Annotated in this window: 12 protein-coding genes; all 12 read right to left on the bottom strand. The window is 69.4% G+C overall.

Annotated features, from left to right (window positions below; translation table 11 throughout):
* Positions 1-17: 17 nt before the first annotated feature.
* Genes hemA through bchB form a run of 12 tightly spaced genes read right to left on the bottom strand, consistent with a single transcriptional unit; the run spans position 18 to position 13,668 of the window.
* Positions 18-1,232 (bottom strand): 5-aminolevulinate synthase, encoded by a 1,215-nt coding sequence (gene hemA, locus J2S73_RS09520; RefSeq protein WP_306885282.1) that lies wholly within the window; start codon positions 1,230-1,232, stop codon positions 18-20.
* Entirely contained in the window at positions 1,229-2,086 is an 858-nt protein-coding gene (gene puhE, locus J2S73_RS09525; protein WP_306885283.1) for a putative photosynthetic complex assembly protein PuhE, read from the bottom strand. The genes hemA and puhE overlap by 4 nt, the downstream gene beginning before the upstream one ends.
* A 9-nt stretch (positions 2,087-2,095) precedes the next feature.
* Positions 2,096-3,157, bottom strand: a complete 1,062-nt coding sequence (gene acsF / locus J2S73_RS09530; RefSeq protein ID WP_306885284.1) for a magnesium-protoporphyrin IX monomethyl ester (oxidative) cyclase — start codon at positions 3,155-3,157, stop codon at positions 2,096-2,098.
* Positions 3,154-3,459, bottom strand: a complete 306-nt coding sequence (locus J2S73_RS09535) for an O2-dependent cyclase accessory protein (protein ID WP_306885285.1) — start codon at positions 3,457-3,459, stop codon at positions 3,154-3,156. Before J2S73_RS09535 ends, acsF begins: the two co-directional genes overlap by 4 nt.
* Positions 3,456-3,917, bottom strand: a complete 462-nt coding sequence (gene puhC, locus J2S73_RS09540; RefSeq protein ID WP_306885286.1) for a photosynthetic complex assembly protein PuhC — start codon at positions 3,915-3,917, stop codon at positions 3,456-3,458. Before puhC ends, J2S73_RS09535 begins: the two co-directional genes overlap by 4 nt.
* An 11-nt stretch (positions 3,918-3,928) precedes the next feature.
* Complete coding sequence (puhB, locus tag J2S73_RS09545; RefSeq protein ID WP_306885287.1) at positions 3,929-4,594, bottom strand: photosynthetic complex putative assembly protein PuhB; 666 nt, start codon at positions 4,592-4,594, stop codon at positions 3,929-3,931.
* Positions 4,591-5,379 (bottom strand): photosynthetic reaction center subunit H, encoded by a 789-nt coding sequence (gene puhA / locus J2S73_RS09550; RefSeq protein WP_306885288.1) that lies wholly within the window; start codon positions 5,377-5,379, stop codon positions 4,591-4,593. Before puhA ends, puhB begins: the two co-directional genes overlap by 4 nt.
* A 26-nt stretch (positions 5,380-5,405) precedes the next feature.
* Complete coding sequence (locus J2S73_RS09555) at positions 5,406-6,839, bottom strand: BCD family MFS transporter (protein ID WP_306885289.1); 1,434 nt, start codon at positions 6,837-6,839, stop codon at positions 5,406-5,408.
* Positions 6,836-7,534, bottom strand: a complete 699-nt coding sequence (bchM, locus tag J2S73_RS09560) for a magnesium protoporphyrin IX methyltransferase (RefSeq protein WP_306885290.1) — start codon at positions 7,532-7,534, stop codon at positions 6,836-6,838. Before bchM ends, J2S73_RS09555 begins: the two co-directional genes overlap by 4 nt.
* Entirely contained in the window at positions 7,534-8,442 is a 909-nt protein-coding gene (gene bchL / locus J2S73_RS09565) for a ferredoxin:protochlorophyllide reductase (ATP-dependent) iron-sulfur ATP-binding protein (protein WP_306885291.1), read from the bottom strand. Before bchL ends, bchM begins: the two co-directional genes overlap by 1 nt.
* Positions 8,439-12,149: a magnesium chelatase subunit H gene (locus J2S73_RS09570; protein WP_306885292.1), complete on the bottom strand. Its 3,711-nt coding sequence runs from the start codon at positions 12,147-12,149 to the stop codon at positions 8,439-8,441. The genes bchL and J2S73_RS09570 overlap by 4 nt, the downstream gene beginning before the upstream one ends.
* Positions 12,124-13,668 carry a ferredoxin:protochlorophyllide reductase (ATP-dependent) subunit B gene (gene bchB / locus J2S73_RS09575; RefSeq protein WP_306885293.1) on the bottom strand — a complete coding sequence of 515 codons (1,545 nt, stop codon included), beginning with the start codon at positions 13,666-13,668 and terminating at the stop codon, positions 12,124-12,126. The genes J2S73_RS09570 and bchB overlap by 26 nt, the downstream gene beginning before the upstream one ends.
* Position 13,669: the final 1 nt, after the last annotated feature.

Here is a 13,669-nt window from a genome sequence, read left to right on the forward strand (position 1 = left end):
CGGCGGATCAGGCCGGATCAGGCGACGGCGCGGGCCAGAGCGCACTGGGACCAGAGGCCCTCGAGCGCGGTGACGAGGTGGTCGATGTCGGCGTCGGTGTGGAGCGGCGAGGGCGTGATGCGCAGCCGCTCGGTGCCCTTGGGCACGGTCGGATAGTTGATCGGCTGCACGTAGATGCCGTGGTTCTCCAGCAGGATGTCGCTGATCCACTTGCACTTGACCGGGTCGCCGACCATCACCGGCACGATGTGGCTCGGGTTCGGCATGGTCGGGATGCCGATCTGGTCGAGCCGGCGGCGCACCTTGGCGACGTTCGCCTGGTGGCGCTGGCGCTCCAGCTGGCTGGTCTTCAGGTGCCGGATGGAGGCGGCCGCCCCCGCAGCCACGTGGGGCGGCAGCGCGGTGGTGAAGATGAAACCCGAGGCGAACGAGCGGATGAAGTCGCAGAGCGCCGCGGAGCCGGCGATGTAGCCGCCGACGACGCCGAACGCCTTGCCCAGCGTGCCCTCGATCAGGGTGAGCCGGTCCATCAGACCCTCGCGCTCGGCGATGCCGCCGCCGCGCTGACCGTAGAGGCCGACGGCATGGACCTCGTCGAGATAGGTCATCGCGCCGTGCTTGTCGGCCACGTCGCAGAGCTCCCTGATGGGGGCGATGTCGCCGTCCATGGAGTAGACGGATTCGAAGGCGACCAGCTTCGGCCGGCCGGGCTCGATGGTGGCGAGGCGCCGGTCGAGATCCTCGGGGCTGTTGTGCTTGAAGATCTGGCGCTCGGCGCGGCTGTGGCGGATGCCCTCGATCATCGAGGCATGGTTCATCTCGTCGGACAGCACGACGCAGCCGGGCAGGCGGGACGCCAGCGTGGTCAGCGAGGCCCAGTTGGAGACGTAGCCGGAGGTGAACAGGAGGGCGGCTTCCTTGCCGTGCAGGTCGGCGAGCTCGTCCTCCAGAAGGACGTGATAGTGGTTGGTGCCGGAGATGTTGCGGGTGCCGCCGGCGCCGGCGCCGCAACGGTCGATGGCCTCGTGCATGGCGTCGAGCACGAGCGGGTTCTGGCCCATTCCGAGATAGTCGTTGGAGCACCACACCGTGACCTCCGAGGCGCCGTCGCCGCCATGGCGCACCGCCCGCGGGAAGCTGCCCTGCCGACGCTCAAGATCGGCGAACACACGGTAGTTGCCTTCGCCGCGAAGCGCCTCGAGCTGCTGTTTGAAGAACGCCTCGTGGTTCATGATCGGCTCCAGATTTTTGTCGGGGCGGAAGTGTTGGGCGTCGCGGAACAGGCCGTCACGGCGCCGGGTGAGAGCGGGGTCGAATCCATGCCCCGCGATCTGATGCTCCAGCTCCACAGGGCCGAGGACGGCAGGGGCAGCACCAGAAACCAGTGTTCGAGAAGGGCGAGCGCGACGAGCGTCGCCAGGAAGGTCAGGCTCGTCGTCGCATGGGGGCCGGCGGCGGGATCGGCCGCGGCCAGGATCAGGCCGACAAGGAGGACGGTCGATGCGGTTACGGCGACCGGGAAATAGAGGTTCATCGGCCGGCGGCGGAAATAGCTCGGCAGGAAGGCGAGATGAGCCGGCAGGAACTCCTCGGCCAGGTTGGGCACGCCGAGGAAGACGTTGATCTTGGTCGACAGGCGCATCGCCCACAGCACGAGATAGGTCCACACGGCGGTGTGGTCGGCGGCGTTCCAGGTCAGCGCGATGAGGAGTGCACCGCCGGCGATGATGGCGAGCTCGTGATAGAGGATCGTGTCGGTCGCCCGCTTCAGGCGCGCCCAGCCGGTCAGCCCTTCCGGACACGGCTCGCGGTTCGGTCCGGACAGGTAGCCGAGCAGGAAGGCGACCTCGTTCCACCCCCAGACGGCCAGTCCGCAGGTGAAGCCCAGATAGGCCCCGAACACGGTCTCGTCCGCCGCATCCCAGCCGACGAGGGCGAGGGCGGTGGCGGCAAGCGCCGTGGCACCCAGCATGGTCCAGCCGAAGGTCCGCCGCGGCAGCCCGTCCAGATACAGGATCAGGCCGGTGCTGAACCACCACAGGAACAGCGCGTACAGGACCGGAAGGCCGTGCTGGGTGAGCGTCATCGCCGCCTCCTACCAGCTCGGCACGAGCCGCGAGCTCTCCGGACGCTCGTTGCGCCGGGAGGGGATCACGTAGAGCCGGGCGAATGTCGCCGCGGCGGCCGCGGTGTAGCCGAGCTTGCGCAGCCGGCCCTTGATGCCGGGCCCGCACTCCGCCATGGCCTGGTTGATCCGCACCAGCCGCTCCAGCCCGGCCAGGAAGGCCGGGTTGTCGAGATCGAGCGTCAGCGGGAACACCTGCCTGGTGATCTCCGAGGTGATCGCGAAGACCTTCTTGTCGTACTCGGTGATGTCGAGCCCGAGGGCCTCGTGGAAGGCCGGACGGGCATGGTCGCGCACATACATCGTGGCGAACACGGCGAGCACGAAGAAGCGCACCCACAGCTTGTTGCCGCCCGCCAGCATCTCCGGATTGGCCCGCATCAGAAGCGCGAAGGCCTCGCCGTGGCGGAACTCGTCGTTGCACCACTTCTCGAACCACTTGAAGATCGGGTGGAACCGGCGGTCCGGGTGCTGCTGCAGCTGCCGATAGATGGTGATGTAGCGGGCGTAGCCGATCTTCTCCGAGAGGTAGGTCGCGTAGAAGATGAACTTCGGCCGGAAGAAGGTGTACTTCTTCGTCCGCGTCAGGAAGCCCAGATCGACGCCGATCCCGAAGTCCTTGAGCGTGTCGTTGATGAAGCCGGCATGGCGGGCCTCGTCCCGGCTCATGTACTTGAAGAGCTCGCAGATGTCGGGATTGGAGCCGCGCTTCTTCATTTCCGAATAGAGCACGCAGCCGGAGAACTCGGCGGTCAGCGAACTCACCAGGAAGTCGACGAATTCCTTGCGGAGGTCTTCCGGCAGGTCGTTCAGGTCGATCTTGTCCCAGGCGTCGCCGCGCTTGAAATGATCCTTGTTGGGATCGCTGCGCATCTCGGCGAGAAGTTCGTCCCACTCCCGGCGGACCGGCTCGACGTTCATGCGGTCGAGGGCATCGAAGTCGGTGGTGTAGAAGCGCGGGCTCAGCACCGTGCTTTCCTGGGCGAGCCGGGTGGTGTCCTTGGCGGAAATCGACAGCTTTTCAATGGTCATAGCTCGCTCTCCGATGAGAAGCTGAACTCCAGGAGTTCCATGAATTCGACGTCCCCGGTCATCCGGGTCCATTCGCGCTCCAGCCAGCCGGCGCGGCGGATGGTGGCGTTGCGGCGGATGGAGGCGGTTTCGCCGTAGGGCACGCGGATCGGCGCGCCATGAACCGTGACCTCGTCGCCCGGTCGGATCCGGATGTCGCCGTCGAGGACCACATGGGCGTGCAGGCTTTCGAATGTGTGCGAGATCTCGACAGTACAGGCGACGTCGAAAGCCCGCGGTTCGCTGCGTCTGAGTGCGATCATCGCGTTGTGCTCCCATTGGTCAGGATGGAGGCGAAGGCCTGGGCGTTGGTGGGGCCGAAGGCGTCCAGCGCGATGTCGCGGCTGGTGGCGGTGTCCTCCAGCGTCAGTCGGCCGTCGGTGTTGAGGATCAGGCGGAAGGGCGGTGCGGCGCCGATGCCGGACAGCCGCCGTTCCCGGGCAAGCCCGCGCATCACGCCGCGCACGAAGCCGTTGGTGCCGGGGGGATAGACCTGGACGACCCGTCCGTCGTCGGCGGCGGTGACCTGAACGGCCCCGTCGCTGCGGTCCTCGAAGCGGAGGTCGATGCTCGCCATCACCTGGGTGGCGGGCATCTCGGTCCGGCCGACGCCGGTCAGGCGCGACGAGCCGATCACCGCGACGGAGACCGCGATCAGCACCCCGGCAGCGATCAGCGGACCGCGGGGGAAGAGCGGGGCGTCGGGGCGGGGGGCGGACATGGCGGCCTCCCTCAGCTCGTTGCCGCGACGGCGGCGCCGCTGCGGGCGCGCGGAGCCGGGGACGCTGCCGCTTCGGCGGTGCGCTGACGCGCCGGCACGCCGGCGTGCGCGGCGAGGGCATCGGCGAGGATGGCGGCAACCCGGTCCGGATCGGCGATGGCGCGGATCATCGGCTCCGCCCGCTTCAGCCGCCAGGGCCGAGCCATCGGCCACAGCGCCAGATAGGCGAGGCGCTGGTTGGCGGCGAGGGTCAGCGGAATGTCGCCGGTGCCGTCGGCGTGCCGTTTCAGACCGGCCCCGTCGATCATCGAGAACGGAAGGTTCAGGGTCATCGGGAGCGCAATGCCATAGCGGATGCAGACCCGCGCGTTGGTCACGGTGTAGACGGACGAGCGGCTGTAGAGCCAGGCGAGCACGCACAGGAGCCCGCAGGCAGCGGCGGCCGGAAGCATCAGCCAGGCGGCATGGCCGACCGCGGCTGCCGTGCCGATGCCGTCGGAGAGATCCACGGCCACCGTCCAGATCATGAGCAGGCCGAAATAGGCCGCGACCTTGCGCACGTGGAAGGCCTGGCGGGCCAGCGGCCACCATTGCGGGATGCCCTGCCACAAGAGCTTCTCGCCCTCCGGGAGCGGCCCGGGCAGGCCGGCGATCCCCTGGCGGACCCGCGCGCTCACAGCAGCGGCTCCTGGCGGGCACGCGTCGCATAGAGCGTGCCGGCCCCGTAGTAGGCGCAGATCCGCTCTTCCTCGAGGAAGGTGACCTGGGTCGGGTTGGCGAGGGCGGGAACGTCGGCGAACTGGGACGCCAGGATGGCGTTCACCCGGACCTGCCGGCGACTGCGGCTGGTGGTGGTGAAGTTCACCGGCAGGAGCACGTGACGGGGCGTCTCGCCGCCGGGCAGTTCCACCTCGAGATAGCGCAGGATGTACTCCGACTTGTCGACCCAGGCGTCGGTGACGGTGCCGGCGACCTTGCCGTCCGCACCGACCACCGCCATGCCGCGGGGATCGGGATCGCGAGGCTCCAGATAGAAGTCGGTGGCCTCGCGCAGCGGCACGATCTTCGGCTCGCCCTCGAGCGTCATGTCGGGCACGTCGGCCCGCATGGCGTAGGCGCCCGGACCGATCTCGGCCCGCATCGGATCGCCTTCCGGCATCAGCGGTGCGCCGGGATAGCGGCCCGCCGGCACCGCGTTGAGGGTGCGGGTGTCGACCTTGCCGCTCGGCGCCATCACCGGGTCGCCGTGGGCGAGGGTGAAGCGCTTGGGGGCGGGCATGGTCGGAAAGCCGACGAACCCGGTGGTGCTCGGCCGGCCGCGGGGACGGTCGGTCTCCATCGGGTAGCCTTCCCGCTTGTCCTCGCGGCGGAGGTACAGGATCAGGCCCGCGAAAAAGATCCAGAACGCGTAGAGCACGACCTGAGCAACGTCTATGTGACCCGTAATGGCGCCGGTTGGCATGATGGGCCTCCCCTTTTTCGCTGCGACTATCCCGGAAACTCCGCGAGCCCGAAGGACGTGGCCGGACGTGGGGGCGCATTGCGTGCATGGCGCACCAGAGGTCCGATCGCGGCCAGGGTCGCGAAGAGCAGGACGATTTCGATTGAGTAGACGGTGTTGTAGCCGGTGGCCGGGCCGGTCAGGGCGGGGCCCAGTGCGCCGGACGCGGCCAGCTCGCCGACGACGTCGCGGAGCGCGCCGCCGACCGCGATGCCGACGCCGGCAGCCGTTGCCTGGACCGCGCCCCACGCGCCGAGCGCAAGCCCGCTCGCGCCGTTTTCGGCGAGTCCCATCGCAGCCGTGAGCGTGCCGACGGAAAACAGGCCCGTGCCGAAGCCGATCAGCGCGGTTCCGGCCCGGAAGGCGCTGGCGGAACCGACGGCTCCGGCCATCACCACGCAGGTGAACGCGACCACCCCGGCGAGCACGCCGTAGGCGGCCAGCCGGTGCGGATCGGCGCCCGAGCCGAGCTGGCGCGCGGCGACGGCGAAGCCGATCAGGGTGCCTCCGGCAAGAAGGGCGGTGAGCTGGGTGGTCGCGGAGACGGAAAGGTTGAGAATCTCGCCGCCATAGGGCTCCAGCAGGATGTCCTGCATGGAGAAGGCCGCGGTGCCGAGGCCGACGGAGATCAGAAGCCGGCTCGGGTTGCCGCCGGCCGCGAAGGCGCGCCAGGCCTGGGCGAAGGTCGGCCGGGGCCGGCCCGGCGCGGTCGCGGCCGGGTTGCGGGCTTCCTGCTTCCACAGGGCGACCACGTTGACGACTATGGTGACGACGGCCGCGGCCTGGATCACCTGGATCAGGCGGAGCGCGCTGAATTCTTCCAGAAGCTGGCCGAACACGAGCGCGCTGGCGACCATGCCGACGAGCAGCATCACGTAGAGGAGAGAGACGACCCGCGGCCGCGAGGCCTCCGGCGCGATGTCGGTGGCGAGCGCCAGGCCGGCGGTCTGGACGGTGTGGAGTCCGGCACCGACCAGCAGGAAGGCGAGGGCGGCCCCGATCTGGCCGAACACAACCGGGCCGTTGCCGTCGCCGGACAGCAGCAGCAGCGCGAACGGCATGATGGCGAAGCCGCCGAACTGCAGGAGCGTGCCCATCCAGATGTAGGGGACCCGGCGCCAGCCGAGCAGGGAACGGTGGGTGTCCGACTTGAAGCCGATCAGGGCGCGCGCCGGCGCGAAGACCAGGGGAAGCGCGACCATGCCGGCGACCAGCCAGGCCGGGACGCCGAGCTCCAGGATCATGACGCGGTTGAGCGTACCGTTGAGAAGAACCAGAGCCATGCCCACCGAGACCTGGAACAGGGACAGGCGGAGCAGCCGTCCCAGAGGCAATTCGGTGGTCGCGGCGTCGGCGAAAGGCAGGAACCGATGTCCCACATTCTGCCAGCCGCGGGCCAGTATCTGGTTGATCCCTCTCATCGACGCACGAGCTCCAGCGCCTGAGAGGTGTAGAAGCCGCTCGAGATCCGGCAGGTCCGGCCGATCTCCCAGCCGCCAAGACGCGACGTCCGTTCGATCCGCCGACGAAGCTCCGTCTCCCAGATCGGGACGATCTTCGGGGCGCGGTTGCCCGACGGCATCATCCGCCCGACCGCGTGCATCGTCGCCAGAAGCGGCGTGCTCGGCGCGAAGGTGACGAGGATGGACCGGTCCGCCCGCTCGGCGAACGCGGCCAGCATCCGGACGACGTCGGCCGCCTGGTAGTGGATGAGGGAATCCATCGCCACGACGTGGTCGAAGCGGCCGAACGCGGGATCGAGCATGTCGCCGACCCGGTAGTCGATGCGGCCGGCTCCGGTGTCCGCGGTGCGGTCCCGGGCGAGCGCGATCAGCGTCGGGGAGAGGTCGACGGCGACCATGTCGGCGCCGCGGCGGGCGGCCTCGAGCGACAGCGCGCCGGTGCCGCAACCGGCGTCGAGCAGCCGGTGCCCGGCGAGATCGTCGGGCAGCCAGGACAGCAGCGTGGCCCGCATCCGGTCACGCCCGGCCCGGACGGTGGCGCGGATGCGGCTGACCGGCGCGTCGGAGGTCAGCCGCGCCCAGGCATCGGCCGCGGTCCGGTCGAAATAGGTCTCAAGCTCGCCGCGGCGGGTGGTGTAGGCGTCGGTTGCCATCAGTCGAACCCCAGGAAGTCGAAGATGTCGCGGTCCCGCATCGGCTTGGCGTCGAGGGCCTTGGTGCCGGCCCACAGGCTTGCGGCGAGCCGCAGATACTCCGCCTGTACGGCCTCCAGCGCCGGCGTCGGGTCCATCTCGAACAGCGTCGATTTCTTCAGCCGGCTGCGGCGGATCTCGTCGAGGTCCGGGAAATGGGCGAGGCGCTCCAGGCCGACGGCTTCGTTGAAGCGGTCGATCTCGTCGGTGCCGGCGCTGCGGTTGGCGATCACGCCGCCGACGCGCACGTCGTAATTCTTCGCCTTGGCCATGATGGCGGCGATGATCCGGTTCATGGCGAAGATGGAATCGAAGTCGTTGGCGGTGACGATCACCGCGCGCTCGGCATGCTGGAGCGGCGAGGCGAAGCCGCCGCAGACCACGTCGCCGAGCACGTCGAAGATCACCACGTCGGTGTCTTCCAGGAGGTGATGCTCCTTGAGGAGCTTCACGGTCTGGCCGACCACGTAGCCGCCGCAGCCGGTGCCGGCGGGCGGACCGCCGGCCTCGACGCACATGACGCCGTTGTAGCCTTCGTAGACGAAGTCCTCGACGCGCAGCTCCTCGGAGTGGAAGTCGACGGATTCCAGGACGTCGATGACGGTCGGCACGAGCCGCTTGGTCAGGGTGAAGGTGGAATCGTGCTTCGGGTCGCAGCCGATCTGCAGCACCCGCTTGCCGAGCTTGGAGAAGGCGACGGACAGGTTCGACGAGGTGGTCGACTTGCCGATGCCGCCCTTGCCGTAGACGGCGAAGACCTTGGCGGTCTCGATTTCCATGGTCGGGTCGAGACGGACCTGGACGCTGCCGTCGCCGTCGGGCGGACGGATCCCCTTTTCGAGGCGGGTCCGGTCGAAAACGATCGTCATGCGGCCACTCCTTCGTGCAATCCCTCAAGCCGGTCTTCCAGCTCTTCGCCGGCGTCGCGCAGCGCTTCGAGGACGGTGTCGTCGGGGGTCCAGTACTGTCGGGCGTGGGCTTCGAGCAGCCGGTTGGCGACCCGGGCCGAGGCCTTCGGATTGAGGGCCGCGAGCCGTTCGCGCATGGCCTCGTCGAGGACGTAGGTCCGGGTGATCTGTTCGTAGATCCAGGGCGCCACCTGGCCGGTGGTCGCCGACCAGCCGACGGTGTTGGTGACGTGGGCTTCGATCTGGCGGACGCCCTCGTAGCCGTGGGTCAGCATGCCCTCGTACCATTTCGGGTTGAGCATGCGGGTGCGGGTCTCCAGCGCCACCTGTTCGGCGAGCGTGCGCACCTGACCGTCGCCGCGGGTCTGGTCGCCGACATAGACCGGGACGCTTTCGCCGCGGGAGCGGGTGATGGCCCGGCTCATGCCGCCGAGGCTGTCGAAATAGTGGTCGACCGTGGTGACGCCGAGCTCGACGGACTCCAGGTTCTGGTAGGAGAGCTGGACGTCGGCGAGCATCGAGGCGAGGAGGTCCGACTGGCGCGCCGGCCGGCCGTCGCGGCCATAGGCGAAGGACTTGCGGGCCGAATAGGTCTCCGCGAGCTGGTCCTCGTCCTCCCACGAACCGGTGTCGATCATCATGTTGACGTTGGAGCCGTAGGCGCCGTCGGCGTTGGAGAACACCCGAAGCGCGGCCGTCTCCAGGTCGCAGCCGTGCTTTTCCTGATAGGCGAGGGCGTGCTTGCGGACGAAGTTTTCCTCAAGCGGCTCGTCGGCGTCGGCGGCGAGGAAGCACGCCTCGGCGAGCAGCCGGGTCTGCATCGGCAGGAGGTCGCGGAAGATGCCGGACAGCGTCATCACCACGTCGATCCGGGGCCGGCCGAGGGTCTCCAGCGGGACGAGTTCCGCGCCGCACAGCCGGCCGTAACCGTCGAAGCGCGGCTTCGCACCGACCAGCGAGAGGACCTGGGCGATCGGGCCGCCTTCGGTCTTCAGGTTGTCGGTGCCCCAAAGCACGATGGCGATCGATTCCGGCAGGCCGTTTCCGTCGCGGCGGTGACGCGCGATCAGCCGGTCGGCCTGGCGGGCGCCGTCTTCCACCGCGAACGGGCTCGGGATCCGGAACGGGTCGAAGCCGTGGCTGTTGCGGCCGGTGGGCAGGATGTCGGGCGACCGGATCAGGTCGCCGCTGGGGGCCGGACGGACGAAGCGCGCATTGAGGGCGTGAAGCAGGCCCTTGAGTTCGTGGTCCTCGGCCAGAAGCCGGTCCATCCGCGCCAGATCGGCGTAGGCGGTGCGTTCGGCATCGCCGGCGTCCTTCGCCAGCACTGTGTCGACGGCGTGGCCTTCAACGAGCGCCTCGATCGCGGACCGCTCGGGGGTGAGCCCATGAGATGCCTCGGCCGCCGCCATCAGGAGGTCGGCGCGCTCCTCCGCCGTCGGCGCCTTGCCGACCACGTGCAGGCCGTGCGGGATCAGCGAGTATTCGAGCTCCAGGATCGCGGTCCACAGCGCCCCGATCTCCGCTTCGCTGGCGGCCGTCCAGGCCGGCTCCGTCTCCGCAAGGTCGAGGGTCGCCGCCTGGGCCTGGATCAGCTGGGCAAGGTCCTCGCGCTCGGGCTGGCCGAGGGCCGTATCGGTCCGCCAGTGTTCCAGCGTGGCCTTCAGATCCACCAGCCCGCGATAGAGGCCGGCCGTCGTCAGCGGCGGAGTCAGGTAGCTGACCAGCGTCGCGGCGGCGCGGCGCTTGGCGATCGTCCCCTCCGACGGGTTGTTGGCGGCGTAGAGATAGAAATTGGGCACGTCGCCGATCAGCCGGTCCGGCCAGCAGTCGGCCGACAGGCTGACCTGCTTGCCCGGCATGAATTCCAGCGCGCCGTGGGTACCGAAGTGCAGCACCGCGTCGGCGGCGTAGGTCTCGCGGAGATAGCGGTAGAAGGCGGCGAAGGCGTGGGTCGGCGCGAAACCGCGCTCGAACAGGAGCCGCATCGGATCGCCTTCGTAGCCGAAGCCCGGCTGGACGCCGACGAAGACGTTTCCGAACTGGGCGCCGAGGACGAGGATCGAGCGGCCGTCGCTGAGCTGTCGGCCCGGAGCCGGTCCCCACTGGGCCTCGATCTCCGCCAGGTGCGGCTCGTGGCGGACATGATCGTCGGCGTCGATGTGGGCGTGGACGTTGGCGTCGGTGCCGTAGGTCGTGGCGTTGCCGCCCAGGATGCGCTCGCGCAGGTCGTCGACGCTGTCGGGCAGGTCGACCCGGTAGCCGGCGGCCTGCATCGCGGTCAGGGTGTTGAAGAGCGACTCGTAGACGGCGAGATAGGCGGCCGTCCCGGTCGCGCCGGCATTCGGCGGGAAGCCGAACAGGACGACGGCGACGCGCCGTTCCGCGACCGGCGCCTGGCGCAGCGCGATCAGGCGCGCGACCCGGTCGGCGAGCCGGCCGATCCGTTCGTCGTGGCCGTGCATGTCACGCGGGGTGGCAGCCGACGCCGCCTCCGACCGGCCGCCGAACAGGATCGGGCCGGTGGCGCCGTCGATCTCGGGGATGGCGACCATCATGGTCGCCTCGACGGGGGTCAGACCGAACTCGGACTGTTCCCAGGTCTCCAGCGTCTGGAATTCCACCGCATGGGCGGCAACGTAGGGCACGTCGAGCCGGGCGAGCATCGCTTCGGCGGCTTCACTGTCGTTGTAGGCAGGTCCGCCGACCAGCGAGAAGCCGGTGAGGGAGACCAGCGCGTCGATCCCGGTCTTCCCGTCGCGCATGAAGTATGTCTCCACGGACGGACGGGAATCGAGGCCGGCGGCGAAGCTCGGGATCACGCGCAGGCCGCGCGCTTCCAGGGCGGCGATCACGGCATCGTAGTGGGCGGTGTTTCCGGCGAGCACGTAGGACCGCATGATCAGCAGCCCGACAGTGCCGCGCGCGCCCTTGACCCGGGGCAGGTCCTCCAGCCGTTCGGTGATGCGGCCCTTGAGGCGCGGATGGTAGAGGCCGACCTCCGGATAGTCCGCCGGCGCCTGAGCCGGCACCTTGCCGCGCAGCGCCTCCCGCTCGCCTGCGGCGTAGCGGTCGACCAGGTAGCGGATCATGGCGACGATGTTGTCCTCGGACCCGGCCAGCCAGTACTGCAGCGTGAGGAAATAGGCGCGCGCGTCCTGGGCTGTGCCGGGGATGAAGCGGAGCAGGCGCGGCAGGCGGCGCAGCATCTTCATCTGGCCGTGGCCGCGGGCGCTGCCGGACTTGCCGCCGCGCAGGCGCTTCAGCATCGCGAACGCGCCGCGCGCCTGTTCGGACATGGAGAAGCGGCCGACCCGGGTGAGCTTCATCACCTCGGCCGCGGAGAAGCAGCACAGCATCGCGTCGCACTGGTCGCGCCGGGCGGCGAGAGCGGGCGAGATCGCCCGCACGTGCTCGTCGAGGAAGAGCATCGTCACGATGATGATGTCGCCGGCGGCGATGTCGGCCTCGCAGCGGGCGAGGGCGCCGGGATCCTCGGTCCAGTCGGACGTGGTGTGGAAATCGATCGTGAGGCCGGGGAGGTCGCGCTGCAGGGTGAGGCGCGCCCGCTCGACGGCGCTCGCCAGGTGGCTGTCCAGCGTGACGATCACCACCCGGACGGGAACTTGGGTCGAGTGCCGATCAGCGGCCGTAATGGGCTTTGGCATCGTACAGGGTCTCGACTGTTATCGTTGTCATCCCGCGCGCGGCGGCGAAGCTCTCGGTGTTGCGGCGCGCCTTCCCGCGCACGAAGAAGGGGATCTTGCGGAGTTCGTGTTCGGCCTCGTCGGCCCAGAGCGGGCTGCCGTCGACCGGCTCGCCGGACGCAGCCGGCGTCGGATGCGCGGCGGCGTGCGCGCCCAAATGTGACGGGCCGGCCTCGTCGCTGAATTCCCGGTCCTCGCGGAACATCGCCAGGAGGTGCTCCTCCAGGCCCATGGTCAGCGGGTGAACCCAGGTGTCGAAAATGACGTTCGCGCCTTCCCAGCCCATCTGCGGGGCGTAGCGCGCCGGGTAGTCCTCCACGTGGGTGGGGCCGGAAATGACGGCGCAGGGCAGGCCGAAGCGCTTGGCGATGTGGCGCTCCATCTGGCTGCCGAGCACGATCTCGGGCTGCAGCTCCGCGATCCGCGCCTCGACCTCGAGATAGTCGTCGGTGATCAGGGCCTCGAAGCCGCGTGCCTGGGCGGCGGCGCGGACCTCGCGGGCGAACTCGCGGCTGTAGGTGCCGAGCCCGACGACCTCGAAGCCGAGTTCGTGGTCGGCGATGTCGGCGGCGGCGAGCGCATGGGTCGCGTCGCCGAAGACGAAGGCGCGCTTGCCGGTCAGGTAGGTGGAATCGACGGAGCGCGCGTACCAGGGCAGCCGCGACGCCGTCTGATCCGGCAGCGCGGCCGGGTCGAGCCCGGCGAGCTCGGCCACCTCCGCCAGGAAGCGGCGGGTCGCGCCGATGCCGATCGGAACCGTGGTCGTGCTTTTCTGGCCGAAGGTCCGTTCCAGCCAGCGCGCCGTCGTCGCGGCGATCTCGGGATAGAGGACCACGTTGAAATTCGCCTCGCCGAGGCGGGCGAGATCGCTTGGGGTGGCGCCGAGCGGGGCGACGACGTGGACGTCGACGCCGATCCCGGCGAGAAGCGTCGTGATCTCCCGGACGTCATCCCGGTGACGGAAACCGAGGGCCGTCGGCCCGAGCAGGTTGCAGCGCGGCCGACGCCCGTCGCGCGGAGGCGGACCGGAGGCGCCGGAGCGCTCGCACGTGGCGCGGGTGAGCCGGTAGAAGGTCTCCGAGGCGCCCCAGTTCTCCTTCTTCTGGTAGGAGGGCAGCTCCAGCGGTACCACGGGAATGGGCAGGTCGAGCGCCTTCGCCAGACCGCCGGGATCGTCCTGGAGCAGCTCGGCGGTGCACGACGCGCCGACGATCATCACCTCGGGCCGGAAGCGCTCGTAGGCCTCGCGCGCGGCGACCCGAAAAAGGTCGGCGGTGTCGGAGCCCAGATCGCGGGCCTGGAAGGTGGTGTAGGTCACCGGCGGCCGGTCGGGCAGCCGCTCGATCATCGTGAACAGAAGATCGGCGTAGGTGTCGCCCTGAGGCGCGTGCAGGACGTAGTGCACGCCCTTCATCGCGGTGGCGATGCGCATGGCGCCCACATGGGGCGGCCCTTCATATGTCCACACGGTGAGCTGCATG

The sequence above is a fragment of the Amorphus orientalis genome (assembly GCF_030814015.1).
GTDB classification, from domain to species: domain Bacteria; phylum Pseudomonadota; class Alphaproteobacteria; order Rhizobiales; family Amorphaceae; genus Amorphus; species Amorphus orientalis.